The sequence below is a fragment of the Methylorubrum sp. SL192 genome (assembly GCF_026672325.1).
Taxonomy (GTDB): Bacteria; Pseudomonadota; Alphaproteobacteria; order Rhizobiales; family Beijerinckiaceae; genus Methylobacterium; species Methylobacterium extorquens.
Window position 1 is genome coordinate 68,768 of the sequence record NZ_JAPPQV010000003.1, and the last position, 26,099, is coordinate 94,866.

23 protein-coding genes and 1 tRNA gene are annotated in these 26,099 nt (G+C 67.4%); 14 read left to right on the forward strand and 10 right to left on the reverse strand.

Going from position 1 to position 26,099, the window contains the following annotated elements; all coding sequences use genetic code 11:
* Positions 1–13: 13 nt before the first annotated feature.
* The 6 genes from nuoF to OVA30_RS01365 are packed head-to-tail and all read right to left on the reverse strand — an operon-like array spanning position 14 to position 5,461.
* Positions 14–1,315, reverse strand: a complete 1,302-nt coding sequence (gene nuoF / locus OVA30_RS01340) for an NADH-quinone oxidoreductase subunit NuoF (protein ID WP_265223019.1) — start codon at positions 1,313–1,315, stop codon at positions 14–16.
* Positions 1,316–1,325: 10 nt separating this feature from the next.
* Complete coding sequence (nuoE, locus tag OVA30_RS01345) at positions 1,326–2,564, reverse strand: NADH-quinone oxidoreductase subunit NuoE (protein WP_268174338.1); 1,239 nt, start codon at positions 2,562–2,564, stop codon at positions 1,326–1,328.
* An 18-nt stretch (positions 2,565–2,582) separates the two neighbouring features.
* A complete protein-coding gene (locus OVA30_RS01350; RefSeq protein WP_003598196.1) occupies positions 2,583–3,773 on the reverse strand; it encodes an NADH-quinone oxidoreductase subunit D in 1,191 nt (396 codons plus the stop codon).
* An 11-nt stretch (positions 3,774–3,784) separates the two neighbouring features.
* Entirely contained in the window at positions 3,785–4,444 is a 660-nt protein-coding gene (locus OVA30_RS01355) for an NADH-quinone oxidoreductase subunit C (protein WP_015950020.1), read from the reverse strand.
* An 11-nt stretch (positions 4,445–4,455) separates the two neighbouring features.
* The gene (locus OVA30_RS01360) at positions 4,456–5,043 is read right to left on the reverse strand and encodes a NuoB/complex I 20 kDa subunit family protein (RefSeq protein ID WP_003598199.1); all 588 of its coding nucleotides are present in this window, start codon (positions 5,041–5,043) and stop codon (positions 4,456–4,458) included.
* A 52-nt stretch (positions 5,044–5,095) separates the two neighbouring features.
* On the reverse strand, positions 5,096–5,461 hold the full coding sequence (locus OVA30_RS01365) for an NADH-quinone oxidoreductase subunit A (protein WP_003598200.1): 366 nt from the start codon (positions 5,459–5,461) through the stop codon (positions 5,096–5,098).
* A gap of 529 nt (positions 5,462–5,990) precedes the next feature.
* On the opposite strand from OVA30_RS01365, the gene OVA30_RS01370 reads away from it, so the two are divergent.
* Together OVA30_RS01370 and OVA30_RS01375 are read left to right on the forward strand one after the other, a co-directional pair.
* A tRNA-Asp gene (locus tag OVA30_RS01370) sits at positions 5,991–6,067 on the forward strand.
* A gap of 224 nt (positions 6,068–6,291) precedes the next feature.
* Positions 6,292–6,780 (forward strand): CAP domain-containing protein, encoded by a 489-nt coding sequence (locus tag OVA30_RS01375; protein WP_076640656.1) that lies wholly within the window; start codon positions 6,292–6,294, stop codon positions 6,778–6,780.
* A 45-nt stretch (positions 6,781–6,825) separates the two neighbouring features.
* Here the strand turns inward: OVA30_RS01375 and OVA30_RS01380 are convergent, their stop codons facing one another.
* Entirely contained in the window at positions 6,826–7,272 is a 447-nt protein-coding gene (locus tag OVA30_RS01380; RefSeq protein ID WP_268174339.1) for a pseudoazurin, read from the reverse strand.
* 295 nt (positions 7,273–7,567) lie between these two features.
* On the opposite strand from OVA30_RS01380, the gene carB reads away from it, so the two are divergent.
* From carB to aat, 10 genes are all read left to right on the forward strand, one after another.
* Positions 7,568–11,041 carry a carbamoyl-phosphate synthase large subunit gene (gene carB, locus OVA30_RS01385; RefSeq protein ID WP_268174341.1) on the forward strand — a complete coding sequence of 1,158 codons (3,474 nt, stop codon included), beginning with the start codon at positions 7,568–7,570 and terminating at the stop codon, positions 11,039–11,041.
* A gap of 136 nt (positions 11,042–11,177) precedes the next feature.
* A complete protein-coding gene (gene greA, locus OVA30_RS01390; protein ID WP_173390180.1) occupies positions 11,178–11,654 on the forward strand; it encodes a transcription elongation factor GreA in 477 nt (158 codons plus the stop codon).
* Between the two features lie 5 nt (positions 11,655–11,659).
* On the forward strand, positions 11,660–12,160 hold the full coding sequence (locus OVA30_RS01395; protein ID WP_268174343.1) for a hypothetical protein: 501 nt from the start codon (positions 11,660–11,662) through the stop codon (positions 12,158–12,160).
* 10 nt (positions 12,161–12,170) lie between these two features.
* Positions 12,171–13,295 (forward strand): mitochondrial fission ELM1 family protein, encoded by a 1,125-nt coding sequence (locus tag OVA30_RS01400; protein ID WP_442786087.1) that lies wholly within the window; start codon positions 12,171–12,173, stop codon positions 13,293–13,295.
* A 150-nt stretch (positions 13,296–13,445) separates the two neighbouring features.
* On the forward strand, positions 13,446–14,420 hold the full coding sequence (trxB, locus tag OVA30_RS01405; protein ID WP_015821662.1) for a thioredoxin-disulfide reductase: 975 nt from the start codon (positions 13,446–13,448) through the stop codon (positions 14,418–14,420).
* Positions 14,421–14,759: 339 nt separating this feature from the next.
* Complete coding sequence (locus OVA30_RS01410; protein ID WP_003598214.1) at positions 14,760–15,650, forward strand: LysR family transcriptional regulator; 891 nt, start codon at positions 14,760–14,762, stop codon at positions 15,648–15,650.
* Between the two features lie 116 nt (positions 15,651–15,766).
* Positions 15,767–16,222 carry a type II 3-dehydroquinate dehydratase gene (gene aroQ / locus OVA30_RS01415; RefSeq protein WP_003598216.1) on the forward strand — a complete coding sequence of 152 codons (456 nt, stop codon included), beginning with the start codon at positions 15,767–15,769 and terminating at the stop codon, positions 16,220–16,222.
* 18 nt (positions 16,223–16,240) lie between these two features.
* Entirely contained in the window at positions 16,241–16,711 is a 471-nt protein-coding gene (gene accB / locus OVA30_RS01420) for an acetyl-CoA carboxylase biotin carboxyl carrier protein (RefSeq protein ID WP_003598217.1), read from the forward strand.
* A gap of 10 nt (positions 16,712–16,721) precedes the next feature.
* Entirely contained in the window at positions 16,722–18,089 is a 1,368-nt protein-coding gene (accC, locus tag OVA30_RS01425) for an acetyl-CoA carboxylase biotin carboxylase subunit (RefSeq protein ID WP_003598219.1), read from the forward strand.
* A gap of 84 nt (positions 18,090–18,173) precedes the next feature.
* The gene (gene aat, locus OVA30_RS01430) at positions 18,174–18,848 is read left to right on the forward strand and encodes a leucyl/phenylalanyl-tRNA--protein transferase (RefSeq protein WP_238508790.1); all 675 of its coding nucleotides are present in this window, start codon (positions 18,174–18,176) and stop codon (positions 18,846–18,848) included.
* A gap of 65 nt (positions 18,849–18,913) precedes the next feature.
* Here aat and OVA30_RS01435 read toward each other — a convergent pair whose 3' ends face one another.
* Positions 18,914–19,534: a TetR/AcrR family transcriptional regulator gene (locus tag OVA30_RS01435; RefSeq protein ID WP_268174347.1), complete on the reverse strand. Its 621-nt coding sequence runs from the start codon at positions 19,532–19,534 to the stop codon at positions 18,914–18,916.
* A gap of 47 nt (positions 19,535–19,581) precedes the next feature.
* On the opposite strand from OVA30_RS01435, the gene OVA30_RS01440 reads away from it, so the two are divergent.
* Positions 19,582–20,061, forward strand: coding sequence for a monooxygenase family protein (locus OVA30_RS01440; RefSeq protein WP_268174349.1), 480 nt, complete (start codon positions 19,582–19,584; stop codon positions 20,059–20,061).
* Positions 20,062–20,130: 69 nt separating this feature from the next.
* On the opposite strand, the gene OVA30_RS01445 is transcribed toward OVA30_RS01440, so the two are convergent.
* Positions 20,131–20,790: a DUF2155 domain-containing protein gene (locus OVA30_RS01445; protein WP_003598227.1), complete on the reverse strand. Its 660-nt coding sequence runs from the start codon at positions 20,788–20,790 to the stop codon at positions 20,131–20,133.
* 179 nt (positions 20,791–20,969) lie between these two features.
* Entirely contained in the window at positions 20,970–21,386 is a 417-nt protein-coding gene (locus tag OVA30_RS01450) for an NADH:ubiquinone oxidoreductase subunit NDUFA12 (protein ID WP_012752230.1), read from the reverse strand.
* A gap of 519 nt (positions 21,387–21,905) precedes the next feature.
* Here OVA30_RS01450 and OVA30_RS01455 point away from each other — a divergent pair.
* Positions 21,906–25,637, forward strand: a complete 3,732-nt coding sequence (locus tag OVA30_RS01455; RefSeq protein ID WP_268174353.1) for a vitamin B12-dependent ribonucleotide reductase — start codon at positions 21,906–21,908, stop codon at positions 25,635–25,637.
* Positions 25,638–26,099 lie beyond the last annotated feature (462 nt).

The window sequence follows — 26,099 nt, forward strand, 5'->3', positions numbered from 1 at the left end:
ATCGGGGCGGCACTCACTCCGCCGCCATCGGCACCGCATCCATGTGCGGGTTGGCGCTGTACTGGTCGATCCGCTTCTCGATCTCGGGGCGGAAGTGCCGGATCAGGCCCTGAATCGGCCATGCCGCGGCGTCGCCCAGCGCGCAGATCGTGTGGCCCTCGACTTGTTTGGTGACTTCCAGGAGCATGTCGATCTCGCGCTTCTGCGCCCGGCCGGCGGCCATGCGGGTCAGCACGCGCCACATCCAGCCGGTGCCCTCGCGGCAGGGCGTGCACTGGCCGCAGCTCTCGTGCTTGTAGAAGTACGAGATGCGGGCGATCGCGCCGACGATGTCGGTCGATTTGTCGAGCACGATCACCGCCGCGGTGCCCAGCCCCGAGCCGAGGTTGCGCAGGGTGTCGAAGTCCATCTTGGCGTCGATGATCTGCTCGGCGGGCACCAGCGGCACCGAGGAGCCGCCGGGGATGGAGCAGAGCAGGTTGTCCCAGCCGCCGCGCATGCCGCCGCAATGCTTATCGATCAGCTCGCGGAAGGTGATGCCGAGCTCTTCCTCGACGTTGCAGGGCTTGTTGACGTGGCCCGAGACGCAGAACAGCTTGGTGCCGGTGTTGTTCTTACCGCCGAGGCCGGCGAACCACGCGCCGCCGCGGCGCAGGATCGTGCCGGCCACCGCGATCGATTCGACGTTGTTGACGGTCGTGGGGCAGCCATAGAGGCCCATATTGGCCGGGAATGGCGGCTTCAGCCGCGGCATCCCCTTCTTGCCTTCCAGGCTCTCGATGAGCGCCGTCTCCTCGCCGCAGATGTAAGCGCCCGCGCCGTGGTGGACGTAGATGTCGAACGGGTAGTCGTGGACGTTCGACGGACCGACGAGACGCGCCTCGTAGGCCTCGTCCACCGCGCGCTGGAGGGCGAATTTCTCCGCCACGTACTCGCCGCGGATGTAGATGTAGCAGGCATGCGCGCCCATGGCGAAGGAGGCCAGCAGGCAGCCCTCGATCAGGAGATGCGGGTCGTGCCGCATGATCTCCCGGTCCTTGCAGGTGCCCGGCTCCGATTCGTCGGCGTTGACGACGAGGTAGTGCGGGCGCCCATCCGACTTCTTGGGCATGAACGACCATTTGAGGCCGGTCGGGAAGCCGGCGCCGCCGCGGCCGCGCAGGCCCGAGCCCTTCATCTCATCGATGATCCAGTCACGGCCCATGTCGAGGAGGAACTTGGTTCCGTCCCAGGCGCCGCGCTTCTTCGCGGCCTCGAGCCCCGGCGAGTGCAGGCCGTAGAGATTGGTGAAGATGCGATCCTGATCGGCGAGCATGATCCGCTCCTCAGCCCCTGCTGCCGGCGAGATCGGACGCCTGTCCGACCCAGTTTTCCCGGTCGATCCGTCCCGGGAAGGCGAGGTAGGCGCTCACCCAGGCAACTTCCGGCGGCGACCAGGCGGCGACCTGATCGTAGTGCCAGACGCCGAGATCGTTGAGACGGCGCTGGTTGATCGGGCCGATGCCCTTGATCTTGGTCAGGTCGTCCGGACGGTCGTCGCGCGGGGTATCAAGCCCCTTCGGCCGGGTGCCTGCGGCGTCGGCGCGAGCCTCCGGGTTCTCGCCCTCCGGCACGTCGTCACCGGCACCGACCGTCGCCGGATGCTGCGGCGGCTCGGTGCGAAGGACCTCGTCCTCGACGACGGCCGGATCCTGGCTGGGGGACGCCTTCGCGTCGCGGGCCTGCGCCTCGTCCTCGGGCTTTACCGGCGTCTGACCGGCGCTGGCCCGCTCGGCGGGCGCATCGACGGCGTTCGTTTCGTTGGCGCGCCCGGCCGACGGACGGGCCGGCTTGGTCTCATCCTTGACGCGGGCCTCGGTCGAGGCGGCCTCGTCCTTCTTGACGCTTTCCCCGCCCTGGTCCGCGCCCTCGGTCTGCTCGAAGCGCTTGCGCCAGGCGCCGACGCGGGAGCCGTCGAACAGGCTCTCGTCCGTCAGCGTGTTGACCGCATCCTTCGGCTCGGAGGACACTCGGCCGATCTGCGAGCCAACCTTCACGGGGCGGCCGGCGGCGAGGTCGTCCATGAGCTTGTTCAGGCTCTCGGGCGTCAGATCCTCGTAGTAGTCCTGATTGATCTGCACCATCGGCGCGTTGCAGCAGGCGCCGAGGCATTCCACTTCGAGCCAGGAGAAGTTGCCGTCCGCCGTCACTTTTCCGGAGGGGCCGAGGCGCTCGTGGAGCGAAGCCTTCAGCTCCTTCGCCCCGCAGCAATCGCAGGGCACGGTGCCGCAGACCTGGATCCAGAACCGGCCGACCGGCTCCAGCGCGAACATCGTGTAGAAGGTCGCGACCTCGAGCACCCGGATATGCGGCATGCCGAGTTCGTCGGCGACCGCCTCGATCGCCTTCTGCGGCAGCCAGCCGCCATTCTGCTCCTGCGCCTTCCACAGCAGCGGGATGACGGCGGAGGCCTGCCGGCCCTCCGGATATTTCGCGATCTGGCCGCGAGCCCAGTCAGCGTTCTCGGGCGTGAACGCGAAATCCTGGGGCTGCTCGGCGGCGGGGGCTAGCCTGCGGTTGGCCATGACGTTCGACCCGTCTCCTCAGCGGTCCACTTCGCCGAACACGATGTCGAGCGTGCCGAGCACGCAGGACACGTCGGCGAGCAGGTGGCCGCGGCACATCCAATCCATCGCTTGAAGATGGGCGAAGCCCGGCGCGCGGATCTTGCAGCGGTAGGGTTTGTTGGTGCCGTCGGAGACGAGATAGACGCCGAACTCGCCCTTGGGGGCTTCGACCGCGGCGTAGACCTCGCCCTCGGGCACGTGGAAGCCCTCGGTGTAGAGCTTGAAGTGGTGGATGAGCGCTTCCATCGAGCGCTTCATCTCCCGGCGCGGCGGCGGCGCGAACTTGCCGTCGATCGAGGCGATCGGGCCCTGACCGGCGGGCTCGCGCAGCTTGGCCACGCATTGCCGCATGATCTTCACGGATTCCCGCATCTCTTCCATGCGGATCACCTGGCGATCGTAGGTGTCGCCGTTCTTCCCCACGGGGATGTCGAACTCCATCTCCTCGTAGAGTTCGTAGGGCTGCGACTTGCGTAGATCCCACGGGATGCCGGAGCCGCGCACCATCACGCCGGAGAAGCCCCAGGCCATCGCCTCGTCCACCGAGACGATGCCGATGTCGACGTTGCGCTGCTTGAAGATCCGGTTGGCCATAACGAGGTTGTCGAGGTCGTCGACCACCTTCAGGAACGGGTCGCAGAACGCCTCGATGTCGTCGATCAGCGCGGGCGGCAGATCCTGATGCACGCCGCCGGGCCGGAAGTAGTTGGCGTGGAGCCGAGCGCCCGATGCGCGCTCGTAGAAGATCATTAGCTTCTCGCGCTCCTCGAAGCCCCACAGGGGCGGCGTCAGCGCGCCGACGTCCATCGCCTGCGTGGTGACGTTGAGGAGGTGGGAGAGCAGCCGCCCGATCTCGCAGAACAGGGTGCGGATGAGCTGAGCCCGGCGCGGCACCTCGATGCCCGCGAGCCGCTCGATCGCCAGGCAGAAGGCGTGCTCCTGATTCATCGGCGCGACGTAGTCGAGCCGGTCGAAATAGGGCGTCGCCTGCAGGTAGGTCTTGTGCTCGATCAGCTTCTCGGTGCCCCGGTGCAGCAGCCCGATATGCGGATCGACCCGCTCGACCACCTCGCCGTCGAGTTCCAGCACGAGGCGCAGCACGCCGTGCGCCGCCGGGTGCTGCGGCCCGAAATTGATCGAGAAGTTGCGGATGTTGTGTTCGGTCATCGCCGCAGCCTTCAGCTCGACGTCTTCTCGTCGCCCGGGAGCACGTAATCCGTGCCCTCCCACGGCGACAGGAAGTCGAAGTTGCGGAACTCCTGGGTCAGCTTGACCGGCTCGTAGACGACGCGCGCCTCGTCCTGGTCGTAGCGGACCTCGACGAAGCCGGTCAGCGGGAAGTCCTTGCGCAGCGGATGGCCCTCGAAGCCGTAATCGGTGAGCAGCCGGCGCAGGTCGGGATGGCCCGAGAACAGGATGCCGTAGAGGTCGTAGGTCTCGCGCTCGTACCAGTTGGCCGCCGGGAAGACCGGAATCGCAGAGGGCACCGGGGTCGCGGCGTCGGTCTGCACCTTCACCCGCACCCGCATGTTATGACGCAGGGAGAGTAGGTGGTAGACGACGTCGAAGCGGCGCGCCCGCTGCGGGTAGTCGACGCCGCAGATGTCGATGAAGCAGCGGAAGGCGCAGGCCGGCTCGTCGCGCAGATAGGTCAGCGCGTAGACGATGTCGCTGCCCTGGACGACGAGCGTCAGCTCGCCGCGAGTGATGGCCCATTCGGTGACCGCCGGGCCGAGCGCTCCGGCGATCCGCTCGCCCATGGCCCGCAGGGCGTCCTCGCCCTGGGCGGCTGCGACGGTGCGGCGAAGCGTGATGCCGTTCGTGGTGATGGCCTCCATCGCGCCCTCCCTCACCGCTCGATCGTACCGATGCGGCGGATCTTCCGCTGCAGCAGCAGGACGCCGTAGAGCAGGGCCTCGGCGCTCGGCGGGCAGCCCGGCACGTAGATATCCACCGGCACCACCCGGTCGCAGCCGCGCACCACTGAGTAGGAGTAGTGGTAGTAGCCGCCGCCGTTGGCGCAGGAGCCCATGGAGATGACGTAGCGCGGCTCCGGCATCTGGTCGTAGACCTTGCGCAGGGCCGGGGCCATCTTGTTGGTCAGCGTGCCGGCGACGATCATCACGTCGGATTGCCGCGGCGAACCGCGCGGCGCGAAGCCGAAGCGCTCGCAGTCGTAGCGCGGCATCGACATCTGCATCATCTCGACCGCGCAGCAGGCGAGACCGAAGGTCATCCACATCAGCGAGCCGGTACGGGCCCAGTTGATGAGCTCGTCGGCGCTGGTGACGAGGAAGCCGCGATCCGCCAACTCGTCGTTGATCGACAGGAAGGTCGGATCGTTCGCGCCGATCGGACGCCCCGTCGCGGGATCGATGATCCCTTTGGGCGCCGGCGCGATGTCGGGCGCGCGGGAGAAGGTCGGAGTCAGGGCCATCTCTGCCTCTGAGCGAGAGCGGGAGGGAAACGACGCGGGAAGAACCGTGCCGCTAGTCCCATTCGAGGGCGCCCTTGCGCCACTCGTAGACGAAGCCGACGGTGAGAACGCCGAGGAAGATCATCATCGACCAGAAGCCGAACCAGCCGAGTTCCCCGAAGGTGATCGCCCAGGGGAACAGGAAGGCGACCTCGAGGTCGAAGATGATGAACAGGATCGCCACGAGATAGAAGCGCACGTCGAACTTCATGCGCGCGTCATCAAAGGCGTTGAAACCACACTCGTAGGCTGAGAGCTTTTCCGGATCGGGGCTCGAATAGGCCACGATGAAGGGAGCAATCAGCAGCGCCACTGCAATGAACAGCGACACACCGAGGAAAATGATGAGCGGCAGGTAATCCGCCAATAGGCCGGTCATGCCGCACCTCTCATGTGGTTGCGCGTGAGGATCATGAACGACGGCCCTCGCGACGGCTTCCGGCCCGTGGAATCCCCCGGATGGAATTCCTCCAATGCCAGACTGAGCGCGGGCGAGGCTTAGACGAGCCCCCCCGCGAAACAAGGGCATTGCGCGTCGCACAATCACCTCATTGGCTGACAGATGGGGGTATCCGTGCACCGGACCACAGGACGGATCGGCGCATGCCCCTGCACGGTTGAGCATCGCCATTTCATCCCCGTCGCTTCCTCGACCGCCAACTCTGGCATTTGGCATACCAGAGCCATGGGTCGCAAGCACGGCGCGCGGGCGGCGAAGAAGTGCCCACACCGTACCCAACGGAAGCTGTGGCGCGATGCGCCTGTCCTCCTTCCGCGTTTCGGGCCGTTTTCCACGAACCGTCGCGGGATCGTCGCATTTCCCCAATCCGCTGCTTGACAGCCCGGGGCGCCCCACATAAACCCCGCCTCGTCGCCGACACGAGCCCAGCCGGCCGGCGACGCAGAACGCGGGCGTAGCTCAGTTGGTTAGAGTGCCGGCCTGTCACGCCGGAGGTCGCGGGTTCGAGCCCCGTCGCCCGCGCCATGTTCCCGATGTCGATCCGACCGGGACAGCTGAACTTCACAATCCTCAGACAATCGTTACGCTTCTTTGCGCGGTGAACGCGCGATTTCGCTCGCCTCGTCAGGCGTGACCGATGCGCCACAAGCCGCGCGATGTGGCGGGTCCGAGCAGCGGGCGCCCCGGTTTCGCCGCAACGGCCAGGGAAGCGGGCGCATCCGACTCACGCTGCAGCCCTCACCCCTCCGATGCCGAATCTGCGCCTGTCCGCCGCCGCGGCCCTCGTCACCCTGACACTGGCCGGCTGCGGGGGATCACCCGTTCTCGATGCGGGCGTACCGGCCGTGCCGGTGATCCTCGACGAACAAGCCGCCGCCGCCGCGCTCTCCCGCTACAGGGCGCAGCACGGGCTGAGCGCCGTCGTCATCGATTCCCGTCTGATCACCGCGGCCTCGTTCCAGGCACAAGCCAATGCGCGAGCCGGGCGGCTCAGCCACGAGATCGCCGGAAGCTTCGACAGCCGCATGGCGGGCGCCGGTTTCGGTCGGCGCTACGCCTCGGAGAACCTGAGCGCCGGGTCCGAAACCTTCGATCAGGTGCTCGCCCGCTGGAAGGCCTCGCCCGAGCACAACCGCAACATGCTGATGCCGCAGCTCCGGCGCGTCGGCATCGCCCGGTTCGATGCTCCAGGGACGCGCTACAAGCGCTTCTGGGCGCTGGTGATGGCCGGCGATTGAGGTGAAGCGGCCCGAGCCCCGACGCGGCCGGGCCGCCTGTCACGGCTACTGAATCTGCGCGAAGAGCGGATCCAGGCGCTTCTGCGTCAGCTTGTTGTGCTGGACGCTCTTGGCGGCCTCCAGGTTGTCGCGCTTGTCGCCGACGACCACGAGGGCGACCATCCCCATCATGTAATGCGGCGCGCATTTGAAGCCGTAGACGCCCTCCTTGTCGAACTTGACCACGGCTTCCTGACCGACGGTCGTCTTGACGTATTCGGCGCCGTCCGGTGCCATGCCCTTGATCGTCTCGACGTTGTGCCCCTTGTCGGTCGGCAGGAACTTGATGCTGTCGCCGGGCTTCAGCCGCACGAGCGCGGGATCGAACACCATCATCCCGCCCGGCCCGCTATTGAGCATCTTGACCGCCACTTCGTCGGCCGCCGCCGGCAAGGTCGTGGCAATAGCGATGGTGATCGTGGCGGCCGCGATCAGGGCCCTGAAAATCATCATTCGTTTCCTCGTAATAATTCTTAAGATAATCGACGATTTCCGTCGACAATTACGAGATACCGAGTCATTTACCGAGTATCAAAGCGATAATTACTTGAGAAATTGAATTATTACACTTTGAAATAGGCTCCCCAAGAAGCATGGCGGGACTGGATGGGCCGGGCCTTTCAAACCTGCGCGGCTGCGTGTAAACGCAGGGCTTGACGATCATCCCAGCGCCTGCGCCCCCTTGGCGCCGCCTTCGAAATGGCGGTGCGCGAGGGCGAGCGCGCGCGAACTCGCTTCAAGGCGCTCAATGCCGAAACGCACCGACATCTCCTCCATTCTCATCATCGGTGCGGGCCCCATCATCATCGGGCAGGCCTGCGAATTCGATTATTCCGGCACGCAGGCCTGCAAGGCCCTGCGGGAAGAGGGCTACCGGATCGTTCTGGTGAACTCGAACCCGGCGACGATCATGACCGACCCGGACATGGCCGATGCCACCTATGTCGAGCCGATCACGCCGGAGATCGTCGCCAAGATCATCGAGAAGGAGCGGCCCGACGCGCTGCTGCCCACCATGGGCGGACAGACGGCGCTCAACTGCGCGCTCTCGCTCAAGCGCATGGGCGTGCTCGAAAAGTTCGGCGTGCAGATGATCGGCGCGACGGCCGAGGCCATCGACAAGGCGGAGGACCGCAACCTCTTCCGCGACGCGATGACCAAGATCGGCCTGGAGACGCCGAAATCCGCGCTCGCCAACGCCTCGGCCGCCAAGAAGGCCGACCGCGACCGCTATCTCGCCGAGAAGGCGCGCATCGAGGCGGCGCAGTCGGATCCGGCCGTCCGCGCGACGGCGCTCGCCGAATTCGACCGGCAGTGGAGCGGCGGCGAGGGCGACCGGCGGCGGCGCTACATCGAGCACGCGCTGGGTCAGGCGCTGATCGCGCTCGCCGAAGTCGGCCTGCCGGCGATCATCCGCCCCTCCTTCACCATGGGCGGCACCGGCGGCGGCATCGCCTACAACCGCGAGGAATTCCTCGAGATCGTCGAGCGCGGCATCGACGCCTCGCCGACCAACGAGGTGCTGATCGAGGAGAGCGTGCTCGGCTGGAAGGAGTACGAAATGGAGGTCGTCCGCGATAAGGCGGATAACTGCATCATCGTCTGCTCCATCGAGAACGTCGATCCGATGGGCGTCCATACGGGCGACTCGATCACCGTCGCGCCGGCACTGACGCTCACCGACAAAGAATATCAGGTGATGCGCGACGCCTCGCTCGCCGTGCTGCGCGAGATCGGCGTCGAGACCGGCGGCTCGAACGTGCAGTTCGCGATCGACCCGAAGACGGGCCGGATGATCGTGATCGAGATGAACCCGCGCGTGTCGCGTTCCTCGGCGTTGGCCTCGAAGGCCACCGGCTTCCCGATCGCCAAGGTTGCGGCCAAGCTCGCCGTCGGCTACACGCTGGACGAGATCGCCAACGACATCACCGGCGGCGCGACCCCGGCCTCGTTCGAGCCGACGATCGACTACGTCGTCACCAAGATCCCGCGCTTCGCCTTCGAGAAATTCCCCGGCGCCGAGCCGACGCTGACCACCGCGATGAAGTCGGTGGGCGAGGCCATGGCGATCGGCCGCTGCTTTGCGGAATCCCTGCAGAAGGCCCTGCGCTCGCTGGAGACGGGGCTGACCGGCCTCGACGAGATCGAGATCGAGGGTCTCGGCAAGGGCGACGACCACAACGCGATCAAGGCCGCGCTCGGCACGCCGACGCCGGACCGGCTGCTCAAGGTCGCGCAGGCGATGCGCCTCGGGATCAGCCACGAGGAGATCTACGCCTCCTGCGCGATCGATCCGTGGTTCCTGGAGCAGCTCCAGGCCATCGTCGATCTGGAGAACCGGGTGAAGGCGCATGGCCTTCCCAAGACCCCGGGCGCCTTCCGCCAGCTCAAGGCCGCCGGCTTCTCCGACGCGCGGCTGGCCGTGCTGACCGACACCGACGAGGACGCCGTGCGCGCCGCCCGCCGGGGCTTGGGCGTGCGCCCGGTCTTCAAGCGGATCGACACCTGCGCCGCCGAGTTCAAGGCGCCGACCGCCTACATGTACTCGACCTACGTCGCCCCCTTCGCCGGCCAGACCTCGGACGAGGCGTACCCGTCGGACAAGAAGAAGGTCATCATCCTCGGCGGCGGCCCGAACCGGATCGGCCAGGGCATCGAGTTCGACTATTGCTGCTGCCACGCCTGCTTCGCGCTGACCGAGGCCGGCTACGAGACCATCATGGTCAATTGCAACCCGGAGACGGTCTCGACCGACTACGACACCTCCGACCGGCTCTACTTCGAGCCGCTCACCGAAGAGGATGTCCTGGAGATCGTCGAGACCGAGCGGCAAGCGGGCACGCTCCACGGCGTGATCGTGCAGTTCGGCGGCCAGACCCCGCTCAAGCTCGCGCGCGCCCTCGAAGCTGCCGGCGTGCCGATCCTCGGCACCTCGCCCGACGCCATCGACCTCGCCGAGGACCGCGACCAGTTCAAGCGGCTGCTGGACAAGCTCGGCCTCAAGCAGCCCAAGAACGGCATCGCCTACTCGGTGGAGCAGAGCCGGCTCGTCGCCGCCGAACTTGGCCTGCCCTTCGTGGTGCGCCCGAGCTACGTCCTCGGCGGGCGGGCCATGGCGATCATCCATGACGAGGCACAGTTCGCCGAGTACCTGCTCGGCACGCTGCCGAGCCTGATCCCCTCTGACATCAAGGCGCGCTACCCCAACGACAAGACGGGGCAGATCAACACGGTGCTGGGCAAGAACCCGCTCTTGTTCGACCGCTACCTGTCGGACGCGACCGAGGTCGATGTCGATGCGGTCTGCGACGGGCAGAGCGTGTTCATCGCCGGCATCATGGAGCACATCGAGGAGGCGGGCATCCACTCCGGGGACAGCGCCTGCTCGCTGCCGCCGCGCACGCTCTCGCCCGAGATCCTCGCCGAGTTGGAGCGGCAGACGAAGGCGATGGCGCTGGCCCTCAAGGTCGGCGGCCTGATGAACGTGCAATACGCGATCAAGGACGGCGCGATCTACGTGCTGGAGGTGAACCCGCGCGCCTCGCGCACGGTGCCCTTCGTCGCCAAGGTGATCGGCGAGCCGATCGCCAAGATCGCCGCGCGGATCATGGCCGGCGAGCGGCTCGACAGCTTCGGCCTCAAGCCGAAGCGGCTCGACCACATCGCGGTGAAGGAGGCGGTGTTCCCCTTCGCCCGCTTCCCCGGCGTCGACGTGCTGCTCGGGCCGGAGATGCGCTCGACCGGCGAGGTGATCGGGCTGGATGCGGGCTTCGGCGTGGCCTTCGCCAAGAGCCAGCTCGGATCGGGCACGGCGGTGCCGCGCACCGGCACGGTGTTCGTCTCCGTGCGCGACGACGACAAGCCCCGCGTGTTGCCGGCGATCCGGCAGCTCGCCGGCCTCGGCTTCACCATCCTGGCGACCGGCGGCACGCAGCGCTTCCTGGCGGACGAGGGCATCCCGACCCAGCGCATCAACAAGGTGCTGGAGGGCCGTCCCCACATCGTCGATTCGATCAAGAACGGCGATATCGCGCTGGTCATCAACACGACCGAGGGCGCCGGTGCGCTGTCCGACTCACGCTCCCTGAGGCGGGCGGCCCTCTTGCATAAAGTGCCGTACTACACCACTCTCGCTGGCGCGATGGCGGCGGCCGAGGGGATCAAGGCCTATCTTGAAGGCGATCTTCAGGTTCGCGCCTTGCAGGAATACTTCGCGGCCTAATTAGACGTTCGTGTGCCGGGCGGCCCGCCGACGGAAGCGGGCGGCCCGAGAGCACACAATCGAGAGCCGTTATCCCGGCCCGGAAGGAGCATTTTGCTCCGGCCGGGCCTCTTCATTGTGGCGCGAGACCATGAGCATCGACAAGCTTCCCATCACGGCACGCGGCTACGCAGCCCTCGAGGAGGAGCTGAAGCGTCGCCAGCAGGTGGAACGCCCCCGGATCATCCAGGCGATCTCCGAAGCCCGCGCGCTGGGCGACCTCTCCGAGAACGCCGAGTATCATGCCGCCAAGGAGGCCCAGTCCCACAACGAGGGGCGGGTGCTCGAACTCGAGAGCATGATCGCGCGCGCCGAGATCATCGACACCTCGAAGCTGTCCGGCTCCAAGATCAAGTTCGGTGCCCGCGTGAAGCTGCTGGACGAGGATACCGAGGAGGAGAAGACCTACCAGCTCGTCGGCGAGCCGGAGGCGGATGTGCGCGAGGGCCGCGTCTCGATCTCCTCGCCCATCGCCCGCGCCCTGATCGGCAAGGCCGTCGGCGACACGGTCGAGGTCACGACGCCCGGCGGCGGCAAGTCCTACGAGGTTGTCGCCGTCGAGTGGGGAGCCTGACCCCCATGCGCGTCCCCAGCCTCGCGGCCGCGTTCGGCCTCCTGGCCGGGGTCGTGCTCGGCGTCCCGGCCGCGGCGCAGGACTTCGACCGGGTCGGCGGCATCGCCGTCGATGTGCGCCCCCTGCAAGTCTATGCCCGCGGTCCGCAGACGGAGCTTCTGCGCGCGGTTCTGACCGAGGCGATGCAACACAGCTTCGGTGACCGCATCGTCCGCGGCGCGCCGACCCTGGTGGTGCGCGTGAGCGGCTTGTCGCTGGCTGCCTATGGCGGTGCGCAGGGCGGCGATCGCAGCAGCCTCGGCGGCAGCGGTACGACGGACTATCTCGACGGCGAGGCTGTGTTGGTCGGCCGTGGGGGCGAGATCCTCGCGCGCCATCCCCAGCTTTCGGCTCTGCCCGCGAGTTCCGGCGGCGCGTGGTACGATCCGGCCTCCGAGCGGCGGCGGGTCGCGGCCCTTGCCGAGCACTACGCGCAGTGGCTGCGGCGCAGGCTCCCGGCCCAGTAGGCCGGGTTTGGTGGGATCGAAGGTTTTGCGTCGCGTGAACGAACAGGGGCCGGTGCAAGGGCGGGCGCAAGCGCCGGTGAAGCCCGACGATAGCGTACCGCCGGAGCTCGCGCGGGCCCGCGTCTGGATCCTCACCGACGGCAAGGCCGGCGACGAGAACCAGTGCATCGGCATCGCCGAGGCGCTCGGCCTCGCCTACGAGACGCGGCGGATTCCGGACGGACGGCCCCTGACTTGGATGGCCCCGTGGGGGCCGATCGACCCGCGGGACGCGCCGGGCCGGGCCGGCGGCCTGCTGCAAGGCCCGCTTCCCCATCTCCTGATCGCGTCAGGGCGGCGCGCCGTGCCCTATCTGCGCGCCGTGCGCCGCGCCTCGGACGAGAAGACCTTCACGGCCTTCCTCAAGGACCCGCGCACCGGCCATGATACGGCGGACTTCATCTGGGTTCCCGACTACGACGACCTGCGCGGCCCCAACGTCTTCACCACGCTCACCGCGCCACACCCCGTCTCCCGCGCCCGGCTCGACGCCGCCCGCACGACTCCTGATCCGCGTCTCGCGCGCCTGCCCTGGCCACGCATCGCCGTTCTGATCGGCGGGGACAGCCGGCACCTGCGTTACCGCAAAGCCGACATGCAGCGCCTCGTGCGCGATCTCACCAAGCTCGCCGAGGGCGGCTGCTCGCTGATGCTGACGGTGTCCCGACGCACGCCGCCGGACCTGCGCAAAGCCCTCGAGGACTTGGTGAAGGACAAGGGCGGCTTCTTCTGGGACGGCAGCGGCGATAACCCGTACGTCGGCATGTTGGCGATCGCCGACCACATCGTCGTCACCTCCGATTCCGCCAACATGGTGGGCGAGGCCGCGAGCACCGGCGTGCCCCTCCTGCTGTTCGACCTGCCGCGTACCTATATCCGCCACCGGCGGATGTTCGCGGGCCTCGCCATGGCCGGCGCGCTGAAGCCGTTCATCGGGCGCCTGGAGGCGCTGCGCTACGCCCCGATCGACGCGACGCCGGAGATCGCGGCGGCGCTGGCGGAGGGTTACCAGCGGCATCGCGCGCGCTTGGCAGGGGAAGTAGCGGCGGTGCCGCGCCCGGCCGAACCGACGTCTGCCCCACGCGGACCGTTCTGAGACGGCACCGGGACGGGCTGTTTTCCCCGCGTCCTCCGCTTTGGGAAGAAATTTTTGGCTTCCTCGTGCCAGACTGGGCGTGAGGCTACACAAAACAACGGACAGCCGGCGCCCAAGGATCGGGACGCCCGCTGATAGGAGACGGCACAGATGGCCCACACCCATGCGAGGCTCGTCATCATCGGCTCGGGGCCGGCGGGCTACACCGCCGCGATCTACGCCGCCCGCGCCCTGGTGGAGCCCCTGCTGATCTCGGGCTTCCAGCCCGGCGGCCAACTGATGATCACGACCGATGTCGAGAATTATCCGGGCTTCGCCGACGCGATCCAGGGCCCCTGGCTGATGGAGCAGATGCGGCTCCAGGCCGAGCATGTCGGCACGAAAATCGTCTCGGAGTACATCACGAGCGTCGACCTGAACGTGCGCCCGTTCCGGCTGGAGGCCGATTCCGGCGAAACCTACACCTGCGACTCGCTCATCATCGCCACCGGCGCCCAGGCGAAGTGGCTCGGCCTGCCCTCGGAAGCGAAGTTCCAGGGCTTCGGCGTCTCGGCCTGCGCCACCTGCGACGGCTTCTTCTTCCGCGGCAAGGACGTGACCGTGGTCGGCGGCGGCAACACCGCGGTCGAGGAGGCCCTGTATCTGGCCAACCTCGCCAAGTCGGTCACCGTGATCCACCGCCGCGGCGAGTTCCGGGCCGAGCGCATCCTGCAGGAACGCCTGTTCAAGCACGCCAACGTCACGGTGAAGTGGCATCACGCGGTCGAGGAGATCTGCGGCTCCGACACGCCGCCCTCCGTCACGCATCTGCGTCTCAAGGATCTGCGCACCGGCGCGATCGTCGAGCAGCCCACCGACGGCCTGTTCGTGGCGATCGGCCACCAGCCCGCCACGGGGATCTTCGAGGGCCAACTGCCGATGCGGCACGGCGGCTACATCACGGTGACGCCGGGCACCACCGCGACCGACATCCCGGGCGTGTTCGCGGCGGGCGACGTCACCGACGACGTCTACCGTCAGGCGATCACCGCGGCCGGCATGGGCTGCATGGCCGCGCTGGAGGCGGAGAAGTTCCTGGCCAATCTCGATGTCGGCGAGAGCCCGGCCAAGGCTGCGGCCGAGTAGGCGCCGGGCTTCGGGCGTCTCGCGGGCGTTTCAAGTACTGTTCAAAAGAACGCCCGCTTCGCCATCGTGTCGGACACGGAGACCGACCGGCGACAGGCGCTGTCGAAGCATTCAAGGCGTTGTTCGACACGCATTTCCCTGTTGATGGCGGAAATGACGCAACCAAATTGCAAGCTTGTCGTCCTAACCTGAAAGCTGCGGGAGCCGGCAGGTTTCGCGAAGAAGCCTTTCGCCGGGTATGGCAGGGCAACGAACTGGCGTCGTGCAACGCCCGAAGGTCGTGGCCCCCCGTGCGGGCTGACTGCGACGGGCCGACCTCGACGGGCGGGAGTGACGGCCTTGGATTGGGACAAGATCCGGATTTTCCTTAACGTCGCGGAGGCCGGCAGCTTCACGCGGGCGGGCGACGATATCGGCCTCAGCCAGTCGGCGGTGAGCCGGCAGATCAGCGCGCTGGAGCGGGAGCTGAAGGCGCCGTTGTTCCACCGGCACGCCCGCGGCCTGATCCTGACCGAGCAGGGCGACCTGCTGTTTCGCGCCGCGCGCGACATGAAGCTCAGGCTGGAGAACACCCGCGCCCGCCTCGTCGAGACCAGCGAGCGCCCCTCCGGTGACCTGCGGGTGACGACGACGGTGGGCCTCGGCACATCCTGGCTGTCGCAGCGCGTCTCGGAATTCCTCGATCTCTATCCGGATGTACGGATCGAGCTGGTTCTCACCAACGAGGAGTTGGACCTCGCCATGCGCGAGGCCGACATCGCGATCCGCATGCGCCGTCCCGCCCAGCCGGACCTGATCCAGCGGCGGCTGTTCACGGTGCATTATCACGCCTTCGCGAGCCCCGATTACGTCAAGCGCTTCGGTGAGCCCAAAACCATCAGCGACCTCGACGAGCACCGCCTCGTCTCGTTCGGTGGCAACGAACCGTCCTATCTGCTCGCGACCCACTACCTCGCCAGCATCGGCCGCGAGGGGGACGAGCGCCGTCCGGTCCACTTCACGGTCAACAACATCACCGCCCTCCACAAGGCGATGGAGGCGGGGGTCGGCGTCGGCATCCTGCCGGACTACGCCGTCGATGGGAACGAGAGCCTCGTCCAGGTGCTGCGCGAGAGCGAGATGCCGACGATGGAGAGCTATCTCGTCTATGCCGAAGAGATGCGCTCGGTGGCCCGCGTCCAGGCCTTCCGCGATTTCCTCGTGAACAAGGCACAACGCTGGACTTATTGAAAGCTTGGCCGGGCAACCGGCCGGCAACTGCCCTTGTCGCGCACCGACGCACTCGTCTAAGACCGCCCCTCCTGCCGGGTGGTTCGCGAAGCCTCCGGCCGACGCAGCCGGACGGCATGATCGCGATTCACTGCCTCAACGGGCCGAACCTCAACCTCCTGGGCCAGCGCGAGCCGGGCATCTACGGCGCCGCCACGCTTGCCGACATCGAGCAAAACCTGCGGGAGCAGGCGGCTCGCCTCGATATCGCCCTGACCTTCCGTCAGACGAATCACGAGGGCGAACTCGTGACGTTCGTGCAGGAGGCCGGCGCCGCCGGGGCTGGGGTGCTCATCAACGCCGCCGCCTACACGCACACCTCGATCGCGCTGCGCGACGCGATCAAGGGAGCGGGGGTGACGGCGGTGGAGATCCACCTCTCCAACGTCCATGCCCGCGAGGACTTCCGCCACGTCTCGCGGATCGCGCCGGTCTGCGCCGGTTTGATTTCGGGCTTCGGTGCCCACAGTTACGTCCTGGGGCTCGACGCCCTCGCCCATCTCCTGCGTGGACGCACCCCGTCCGCCTCCTGACCTCAGAACTACGAGCCGATGGCCAAGAACGAACCCTTCGATCCCGAACTGGTGCGCGAACTCGCCCGGATGGTCGCCGAGACCGATCTGACCGAGATCGAGGTCGAGAAGGGCGATCTGCGCATCCGCGTCGCCCGAAAGATCGAGACGGTCTCGGTTCAGGTCGCGCCTTCCGCCCCGGCCGCTGCGGCGGCACCGGTCGCGGCGGCGCCCGCCGCTCTGGCGCCGGCACCCGCCAAATCCGGCGCGGGCCATCCCGGCGCCGTGCCGTCGCCCATGGTCGGCACCGCCTATCTGCGCCCCTCGCCGGACGCGAAGCCGTTCATCGAGATCGGCACGAAGGTCCAGGCGGGCGACAAGCTGCTGCTGGTCGAGGCCATGAAGACCTTCAACGAAATCGTCGCGCCCCGCGCCGGTACGGTGACCGCCATCTTCATCGAGGATGGGATGCCGGTCGAGTACGGCGAAGCCCTCCTCGTTCTCGAGTAGCCGCCCCGCGATGTTCGACAAGATCCTGATCGCCAACCGCGGCGAGATCGCACTCCGCATCCTGCGGGCGGCGAAGGAGCTCGGTATCGCCACCGTCGCGGTCCACTCCACGGCCGACGCCGACGCCATGCATGTGCGGCTGGCCGACGAGAGCGTCTGCATCGGCCCGCCGGCCGCCCGCGACAGCTACCTCAACATCCCCTCGATCATCGCCGCCTGCGAGATCACCGGGGCGGACGCCGTGCATCCCGGCTACGGCTTCCTGTCGGAGAACGCCCGGTTCGCCGAGGTTCTGGCGCACCACAACATCGGCTTCATCGGCCCTAAGGCCGAGCATATCCGCATCATGGGCGACAAGATCGAGGCCAAGCGCACCGCCAAGCGCCTCGGCATTCCCTGCGTGCCGGGATCGGAGGGCGGCGTCACCGATCCGGACGAAGCCAAGCGCGTGGCCGCCGAGATCGGCTATCCCGTGCTGGTGAAGGCCGCTTCGGGCGGCGGCGGGCGCGGCATGAAGGTCGCTCGCTCGGAAAGCGAGCTGGAGCAGGCCCTCGACATGGCCCGCACCGAGGCCAAGGCCGCCTTCGGCGACGATGCGGTCTACCTCGAGAAGTACCTCACCAAGCCCCGCCACATCGAGGTGCAGATCCTCGGCGACGGGAAGGGCCACGCGGTGCACTTGGCCGAGCGCGACTGCTCGCTCCAGCGCCGCCACCAGAAGGTCTGGGAGGAAGGCGGCTCGCCCGCCCTCAACGAGGCGATGCGCGCCGAGATCGGCGGCATCTGCGCCAACGCCATGCGCGAACTCGGCTATCTCGGCGCCGGCACGATCGAGTTCCTCTACGAGGACGGGCGGTTCTACTTCATCGAGATGAACACCCGCATCCAGGTGGAACACCCCGTCACCGAGATGATCACCGGGATCGATCTCGTGAACGAGCAGATCCGGGTCGCGGCCGGCGGCGGCCTGTCGGTGGCCCAGGAGGACATCAAGGTCGAGGGTCACGCCATCGAGTGCCGGATCAACGCCGAGCACCCTTCGACCTTCCGGCCGTCGCCGGGGCTGATCACCTATTTCCACCCGCCGGGCGGCCTCGGCGTCCGGGTCGATTCGGCCGCCTTCCAGGGCTACCGGATTCCTTCGAACTACGACTCGCTGATCGGCAAGCTGATCGTGCACGGGCGCACCCGCAACGAGTGCCTGATGCGCCTGCGCCGGGCCCTCGACGAGTTCGTGGTCGATGGCATCGACACCACGCTGCCGCTGTTCCGCACGCTGGTGCGCAATGCCGACGTGCAGAACGGCCTCTACGACATTCACTGGCTCGAAGGCTTCCTGGCCCGCGAGGAGCTGAACGGCGTCGAGACCCGGCGCTGAGAAAGCGGGGCGGCAGGCCGACACGGCACGCCTGCTGCCTTCTGACGGCTGGTGTTCGCGCCCGGAGCGCGCGACAACGCTTCGATGCACGACAGGCCGCCCGTGGACATCACGCCCGACATCCTGCTCAAGGCCTATGCCGCCGGGATCTTCCCGATGGCCGAGGATGCGGATGATCCGACGATCTACTGGGTCGAGCCGCGCGCCCGCGGGGTGCTGCCCCTCGACCGTTTCCATGTGCCGAAGCGGCTCGCCCGCACCGTGCGCTCCGACGGGTTCGAGGTCGTTAGCGACCGGGATTTCGATGCGGTGATCGAGGGCTGCGCCGCCCCGCGCCGGGATACCGCCCGCACCTGGATCAACGCCCGCATCCGCGACCTCTACGGCGCGCTGTTCGATCTCGGCCATTGCCACACGATCGAGGTCTACCACGAGGGGCGCCTCGCCGGCGGGCTCTACGGCGTCTCGCTCGGGGCGGCTTTCTTCGGCGAGAGCATGTTCCACGAAGTGCGCGACGCCTCGAAGGTCGCCCTCGTCCACCTCGTGGCTCGGCTGCGCTCCGGAGGTTACCGGCTCGCCGACACGCAGTTCCTCACAGAGCACCTGAGCCAGTTCGGCGTCGAGGAAATGCCGCGCCATATCTACAAGCGCCACCTCGCCGCCGCGATCACCGAGCGGGCCGAATGGGGTCCGCCGGACCGGGTCTTTCGCGGCGCCGAAGCCCTGGCGGCCCTCGGGATCGGCCGCGCCGAGGCGTAGGGGCGACAACGGGGCGCTGCCCCGATACCCCGCCAAAGGGATGATCCCTTTGGGTTCCCATTCTTTCAGCCGGGAATCGGTTCGAGCCGCAGCAGGCGGCTGGCGAGCGCCGCGGCCGCCTGCGGGTCGGTCCGTACGGCCTCACCGAGCAGGCCGTCGATGACGAGCGCGGCGATGCCGTGGACGAGCGCCCAGGACCGCAAGGCTTCGTCGGCGGCGGCCTCCGCCGGCAGCAGCGTCGCAACCCGCTCAGCCAGCACCGCGTAGGCGGCGGCGGAGGCTTCGCACAGCGCCTGGGGCCGTGACCCGCCCGAGCGCGCGCCGCCGAACATCAGGCGAAACAATCCGGGCTGCGCACAGGCAAAGGCGACGTAGGCCGCCCCTTGCGCGTAGAGGGCCTCGCGTCCCGCCCCCTCCCCTCCCCGGTCCGCGACCTCCAGCGCCGCGCGCAGCCGCTCGAAGCCGACGATGGCCACCGCCGCGAGCAGGGCGTCCTTGTCGGGAAAGTGCCGGTAGGGCGCCATCGCCGACACACCCGCCCGGCGCGCGGTCTCGCGCAGGCCGAGCGAGGCCGGATCGCCCCCCTCCTCCAGGATCGACAGGCCCGCCGCGACCAGCGCCCCGCGCAGATCGCCGTGATGGTAGCTGCCCTTGGCCGGATTCGACTCAGCCTTCGATGTTGACACTGTAAGCAACGCGCCTATGATTACACCGTAAACATGGGATTGGTGCCATGCAGACATCGGATAGGCAAGCCGCCGCAAACGGCCGCCCCACGCGGGACTCGGTCGATCTCTCGGCCTATCCGGGGCTTGTCGTGGTCTATCTCGGCTTTCGCGTCGGACGGATGCGGGGCCTGAAGGCGCTGCTCGGCATCGGGCGCGGGCTGGCCCAGATGCAGCGCGAGCGGCCGGACGGGCTGCTGGCGCACGAGGACCTCGTCTACGGCCTCAACCATATCGGCATGCGGCAATACTGGCGCGATCTGGAAAGCTTGGAGGCCTTCACCCGCTCGGACCCGCACAAGACGTGGTGGCGGGATTTCGGCCGCGATCCGGCCGGCAACGGCTTCTGGCACGAGGCCTACCGGCTCTCGGGCGGGATGGAGGCGATCTATGTCGGCATGCCGCGCCCGATCGGGCTCGCGTCCTTCGCCGCCGCCCGCCAGCCGCTCGGGCCCTTCATGACCTCGCGGCAGCGGCTGGCTTCTTAGAGCGCATTCCGACGAAGTGGTGGCCGGTTCGTCGAAAGAATGCGCGTTAAAACAAAGACCTAGGGACCCTTAACGAAAAATCGCGTCGAAAATCGATTGCGGCTCGCGCGGAGGCGGCGGGGCCGCTGCCGGTCCTTCGTTGTTCGGGAAGAACTTGCGCGAGGGCTTCTGCTTGGGCTGGACCGGCACGCCGCGCGGCCCCTCGACGTCGACCTGACCGTTCTGGTTAACCTGGGCAGACGTCTTAGTCGGGTCCGCGCCCTTCTTCCTCGGCTTGTCCTGGCGCGAGGCGAGCGCGGGCACGTCCTCCTGCTCCTTCGCCTCAGCGATCACGTCGGAGCCACCCTTACAATCGGTCAGCCACACATCGTAGATCGGGTGCTCGATCGCGTGCAGGCCGGGGCTCGCCGCGAACATCCAGCCGGTGAAGATGCGCCGGTACTTGCTGTCCAGCGTCACCTCGTCGACCTCGAGGAAGGCCGTGGTCTTCGGCGTCTCGGTGGGCGGGCGCGAGTAGCAGACCCGCGGCGTCATCTGCAGCGCGCCGAACTGCACCGTCTCGTCGATGGCGACCTCGAAGGTCACGATCCGACCGGTGATCTTGTCGAGGCCGGAGAACACCGCGGTCGGGTTCTTGATCTTGTCGGCGGAGGCCGGCAGCGCGCAGAGCGCCAGGGCAAGCGTGCCGAGCGCGGTCCGGCGCAGGATCGTTGCGGGGATGCGGCTCAAGGCGCCCTCTTGAGTCTGGAGCCGGCCATCGCGGCCGGCAAACGGTGCGGACGTTCCAACACCCCAAGGGTGGTGGAAAAAGGGCGGCCGGGCCGTGATGCTGTCAGTTCCGCCCGAGCTGCGCACCGACCGCCCTGCAGCAGATCGCGGTGACCCCCCGGCTCGCGGCACGGCTTCGTCTACTCGGCGGGCGTCCACGGCACGTAGTCGCCGGTCGCGGCCGGGCGCTGGCCCCAGGAGAGCTGCGAGCCCTTCGGCCGGTAGGCCGCCGCCGTGCCGGTGAGGTTCTCCTCGTGGGCCTTCTGCCACTCGCGAGGCTGGTAATCCTCCTCGCTCGGGGCGACGTCGCCATTGTGGCACAGCCAGGCCCGCCAGCCCGGCGGCACGCGGGAAGCGTCGGCATAGCCGTTATAGACGACCCAGCGCCGCTCCGGGCCGACCGAACGGTCGATCAGCGGGCCCAGCGCCTTGTAGTATTTGTTGCCGAGCTCGTCCGAACCGACGAACTGGCCGCTGCGCGCGGTATAGAGCGCGAGCGACATCGTCTGCCCGTTCCACCAGGTGAAGATGCGCAGCAGCGTGTCCTTGAGGGCCATGATTCCTCCGGCGAGCGACGGACCCGCGGTGCCGTCGCCGCGGTCGTTATGGTCGTCACGCGCGTGTGAGTCCAGCACCCCGGACCGCTGTCGCATTTACGGCACGCTCCCCCTGTCTCGCGCACCCGTTAACCCTGTCCGACCCTGTCGAGGGCGGCCAAACGCATCGCCTTCCCTGTGGACCGAAAAATTTTCCCGGCGGATTCGATCAAGCCGAAAGGCCACTTAGCGAACCGCCCCGAATATCCACAGATTTATGATGCAGGACACAACATCTAGCGCGGAACACGGGTAGCCGGCACTAGTTATTGACGCAGATGGCCGCTCGGACGTAAGGTCCGGGCATCGCTTCGAACGGTTCGGCGGGGTTTGGGAAAAACCCCGTTTCCGCATGACGGACAGGCTCCCACGTCGTCTGCTGCGGGGCCCCGAACCGGCCGAGGCACATCCGGCTTTTCATCCATGATCCGCGGCTTACGCCGCGGCACGGGGTCGCTTGGCTCCGAGGGAGAGGGATTCATGCGGTTCGAGCGGCGCTACACGACGGCAGGCCAGTCGCCCTACGCTGCCATCGCCTTCCGCAAGGCGGTGAGCGAGATTCGCAACCCGGACGGCTCGATCGTCTTCCGGCTCGACGGCATTTCCGTGCCGGAGAGCTGGAGCCAGGTCGCCGCCGACGTGCTGGCGCAGAAGTATTTCCGCAAGGCCGGCGTCCCGGCCTGCCTGAAGAAGGTGGAGGAGAACAGCGTTCCCTCCTTCCTCTGGCGTGCCGTGCCGGATGAGGCCGCGCTCGCCGAACTGCCGGAGGAGGAGCGCTTCGTCTCCGAGATCTCGGCGACCCAGGTGTTCGACCGGCTCGCCGGCTGCTGGACCTATTGGGGCTGGAAGGGCGGCTACTTCTCGTCCGAGGAAGACGCCGCCGCCTTCATGGACGAGCTGCGCTTCATGCTCGCCCGCCAGATGGTGGCGCCGAACTCGCCGCAATGGTTCAACACCGGCCTGCACTGGGCCTACGGCATCGACGGGCCGAGCCAGGGCCACTTCTACTGCGACCCGAAGACCGGCGTGCTGACGAAGTCGGCCACCGCCTACGAGCACCCGCAGCCGCATGCCTGCTTCATCCAGTCCGTGCAGGACGACCTCGTCAACGAGGGCGGCATCATGGACCTGTGGGTGCGCGAGGCGCGCCTGTTCAAGTACGGCTCGGGCACCGGCTCCAATTTCTCGATGCTGCGCGGCGAGAACGAGCGCCTCGGCGGTGGCGGCAAGTCGTCCGGCCTGATGTCCTTCCTCAAGATCGGCGACCGCGCGGCTGGCGCGATCAAGTCGGGCGGCACCACCCGGCGCGCCGCCAAGATGGTGATCGTCGACATCGACCATCCCGACGTCGAGAACTTCATCGATTGGAAGGTGAAGGAGGAGCAGAAGGTCGCCGCGCTGGTGACGGGCTCCAAGGTCGTCTCCAAGCACCTCACCGCGGTGATGAAGGCCTGCACCCAGTGCGAGGCCGAGGGCGATGCCTGCTTCGACCCCGAGCGCAACCCGGCGCTCAAGCGGGAGATCAAGGCCGCCCGCAAGGCGATGGTGCCGGACGCCTACATCAAGCGTGTCGTGCAGTTCGCCCGCCAGGGTTTCACCAAGATCGACTTCCCCGTCTACGACACCGATTGGGATTCGGAGGCCTACCTCACGGTCGCCGGCCAGAACTCCAACAACTCGGTCTCGCTGACCGACGAATTCCTGCGCGCGGTGGAAGCGGACGGGCCGTGGAGCCTGACCTCGCGCACCACGGGCAAGGTCGTGAAGACGCCGCAGGCGCGCGACCTGTGGGAGAAGATCGGTGAGGCCGCCTGGGCCTCGGCCGATCCGGGCCTGCACTTCAACACCACGATGAACGACTGGCACACCTGCCCGGAGGGCGGGCGGATCCGGGCCTCGAACCCGTGCTCCGAGTACATGTTCCTCGACGACACGGCCTGTAACCTCGCCAGCGCCAACCTGCTGACGATGTACGATCGTCAGTCCAAGCACTTCGACGTCGAGGCCTTCGAGCACCTCAACCGGCTCTGGACCGTGGTGCTCGAAATCTCGGTGATGATGGCGCAGTTTCCGTCCAAGGAGATCGCCGAGCTTTCCTACAAGTACCGTACGCTGGGCCTCGGCTACGCCAATATCGGCGGCCTGCTGATGACCATGGGCCTGCCCTACGACTCCGATAAGGGCCGGGCGCTGGCGGGCGCGCTCACCGCAATCATGACGGGCGTGGCCTACGCCACCTCCGCCGAGATGGCGGCCGAACTCGGCACCTTCGAGGCCTACCCGGACAACGCCGCGCACATGCTGCGGGTGATCCGCAACCATCGCCGTGCGGCGCATGGCGAGGTCGCCGGCTACGAGGGCCTGAACGTCAGCCCCGTGCCGCTCGACCACGCCAACATCCCGCAGGCCGATATCGGCGCCCATGCCCGCGCGGCCTGGGACCGGGCGCTGTCGCTCGGCGAGCAGCACGGCTACCGCAACGCGCAGGCCACCGTGATCGCGCCGACCGGCACGATCGGTCTGGTGATGGATTGCGACACCACCGGCATCGAGCCCGACTTCGCCCTGGTGAAGTTCAAGAAGCTCGCCGGCGGCGGCTACTTCAAGATCATCAACCGCGCCGTGCCGGACGCCCTGCGGGCGCTGGGCTACCGCGAATCCGAGATCGCCGAGATCGAGGCCTACGCCGTCGGCCACGGCTCCATGGGCCAGGCTCCGGCCGTCAACCCGGGATCGCTGCGCGCCAAGGGCTTCACCGACGACAAGATCGCGGCGGTGGAAGCGGGGTTGAAGTCGGCCTTCGATATCAAGTTCGTGTTCAACCGCTGGAACCTCGGCGACGACTTCCTCAAGGATACCCTCAAGGTGCCGGCGGAAAAACTCGCTGACCCGACCTTCGAGCTCCTGCCCTTCCTCGGCTTCTCGAAGCGCGAGATCGAGGCCGCCAACACCCATGTCTGCGGAGCGATGACGCTGGAGGGCGCGCCCTTCCTCAAGCCCGAGCACTACGCGGTGTTCGATTGCGCCAACCCGTGCGGGCGCACCGGCAAGCGCTACCTCTCGGTCGAGAGCCACATCCACATGATGGCCGCGGCGCAGCCCTTCATCTCGGGGGCGATCTCCAAGACCATCAACATGCCCAACGACGCCACGGTGGAGGATTGCAAGGCGGCCTACCTGCTGTCCTGGCGCCTCGCGCTCAAGGCGAACGCCCTCTACCGCGACGGCTCCAAGCTCTCGCAGCCGCTCAACTCGGCGCTGATCGCCGACGACGAGGAGGACGCCGACGAGGCTCTGGAGGCGATCATCCAGGCCCCGGCCGCCGCCAAGGCGACGGCGGCGGCGGAGAAGATCGTCGAGCGGGTGATCGAGCGCATCGAGCGGATCCGCTCGCGCGAAAAGATGCCGGACCGGCGCAAGGGCTACACCCAGAAGGCGGTCGTCGGCGGCCACAAGGTCTACCTGCGCACCGGCGAATACGATGATGGCCGCCTCGGCGAGATCTTCATCGACATGCACAAGGAAGGCGCGACCTTCCGAAGCCTGATGAACAACTTCGCCATCGCGATTTCGCTCGGCCTCCAATACGGCGTGCCGCTGGAGGAATACGTCGAGGCCTTCACCTTCACCCGCTTCGAGCCGGCGGGCTTCGTGCAGGGCAACGACGCGATCAAGAACGCGACTTCGCTGCTCGACTACGTGTTCCGCGAACTGGCGGTCTCGTATCTCGGCCGCACCGACCTCGCCCACGTCAACCCGGCCGAGATCGGCGGCACGGTGCTCGGCGGCGGCGAGGGCGACACCACCCGCGAATCGGCCAAGCCGGCGCCGGCCGCCTCGGCGGTCGTCTCCCGCGGCCTGCTGCGCGGCTCGGCCGACCGGCTCACCCTGATCCAGGGCGGTCCGGCCGGCGCCACGACGGGGGTGGCCGCAGCCGCCACGGGCCAGACGGCCCCGGCCGGCGGCACGGTCCACGCCGTGCGGGGCGCGACTGCCCTGAAGGCAGAGCCGCAGAGCCTCGGCAGCATCGAAGCGCTGCCGTTCGCCAAGCCGGAGCCAAAGGCAGAGCGCACCGTCGCCGACCGCCGGGCCGAAGCGAAGATGAAGGGCTATGTCGGCGAGGCCTGCCCCGAATGCGCGAACTTCACGCTGGTCCGCAACGGTACCTGCCTGAAGTGCGACACCTGCGGCTCGACGACAGGGTGCTCATAGTTACGCCGTGCTACTGCTTGTGTGAGACAACCTGATGTTTGTCAGTGTTCACGGGAAGTGTGTCAGCTACGGGCAGTGAAGGGTGCCTGCGGCGATCATAATGAGGCAAGCAGCCCGACCCGGACGGATAGAGCCTGCGGCAAGCGCAAAAGCCGCAGGTTCCAACCAGGGCCCATCTCGCAGCTGACTCTCTGAGTATGCATTAATCCAGCAGGACACATAATAACCGCCCGCCTTCCGTGCATCCGCAATTATTTAGACCGAAATTTATGGTCGCCCATAAATGGCAACCTTGAAAACCGCGAAGAACAAACCGTGAAAATTTGGTCGTATGACTTACGCCCAGTTGATACGGAAAGTCTCATCGCCCGCTCACTGGAACAAGTAATTATTAAGTTCAATAATAAACGATAAGGAGAAGCAAGCGGAAACCCCGAAAGGTCTTAACTGGGATCCCGGCAG

Bases quoted from the DNA above. Each gene is read 5' to 3' on its own strand.
- accB (WP_003598217.1), top strand. From the start codon at position 16,241: ATGGCCAAGAACGAACCCTTCGATCCCGAACTGGTGCGCGAACTCGCC.
- OVA30_RS01450 (WP_012752230.1), bottom strand. From the start codon at position 21,386: ATGGCCCTCAAGGACACGCTGCTGCGCATCTTCACCTGGTGGAACGGG.
- accC (WP_003598219.1), top strand. From the start codon at position 16,722: ATGTTCGACAAGATCCTGATCGCCAACCGCGGCGAGATCGCACTCCGC.
- OVA30_RS01365 (WP_003598200.1), bottom strand. From the start codon at position 5,461: ATGACCGGCCTATTGGCGGATTACCTGCCGCTCATCATTTTCCTCGGT.
- OVA30_RS01440 (WP_268174349.1), top strand. From the start codon at position 19,582: ATGCAGACATCGGATAGGCAAGCCGCCGCAAACGGCCGCCCCACGCGG.
- OVA30_RS01380 (WP_268174339.1), bottom strand. From the start codon at position 7,272: ATGATGATTTTCAGGGCCCTGATCGCGGCCGCCACGATCACCATCGCT.
- OVA30_RS01455 (WP_268174353.1), top strand. From the start codon at position 21,906: ATGCGGTTCGAGCGGCGCTACACGACGGCAGGCCAGTCGCCCTACGCT.
- aroQ (WP_003598216.1), top strand. From the start codon at position 15,767: ATGATCGCGATTCACTGCCTCAACGGGCCGAACCTCAACCTCCTGGGC.
- OVA30_RS01395 (WP_268174343.1), top strand. From the start codon at position 11,660: ATGCGCGTCCCCAGCCTCGCGGCCGCGTTCGGCCTCCTGGCCGGGGTC.
- nuoF (WP_265223019.1), bottom strand. From the start codon at position 1,315: ATGCTCGCCGATCAGGATCGCATCTTCACCAATCTCTACGGCCTGCAC.
- OVA30_RS01355 (WP_015950020.1), bottom strand. From the start codon at position 4,444: ATGGAGGCCATCACCACGAACGGCATCACGCTTCGCCGCACCGTCGCA.
- nuoE (WP_268174338.1), bottom strand. From the start codon at position 2,564: ATGGCCAACCGCAGGCTAGCCCCCGCCGCCGAGCAGCCCCAGGATTTC.
- trxB (WP_015821662.1), top strand. From the start codon at position 13,446: ATGGCCCACACCCATGCGAGGCTCGTCATCATCGGCTCGGGGCCGGCG.
- carB (WP_268174341.1), top strand. From the start codon at position 7,568: ATGCCGAAACGCACCGACATCTCCTCCATTCTCATCATCGGTGCGGGC.
- OVA30_RS01350 (WP_003598196.1), bottom strand. From the start codon at position 3,773: ATGACCGAACACAACATCCGCAACTTCTCGATCAATTTCGGGCCGCAG.
- OVA30_RS01360 (WP_003598199.1), bottom strand. From the start codon at position 5,043: ATGGCCCTGACTCCGACCTTCTCCCGCGCGCCCGACATCGCGCCGGCG.
- OVA30_RS01375 (WP_076640656.1), top strand. From the start codon at position 6,292: ATGCCGAATCTGCGCCTGTCCGCCGCCGCGGCCCTCGTCACCCTGACA.
- aat (WP_238508790.1), top strand. From the start codon at position 18,174: ATGCACGACAGGCCGCCCGTGGACATCACGCCCGACATCCTGCTCAAG.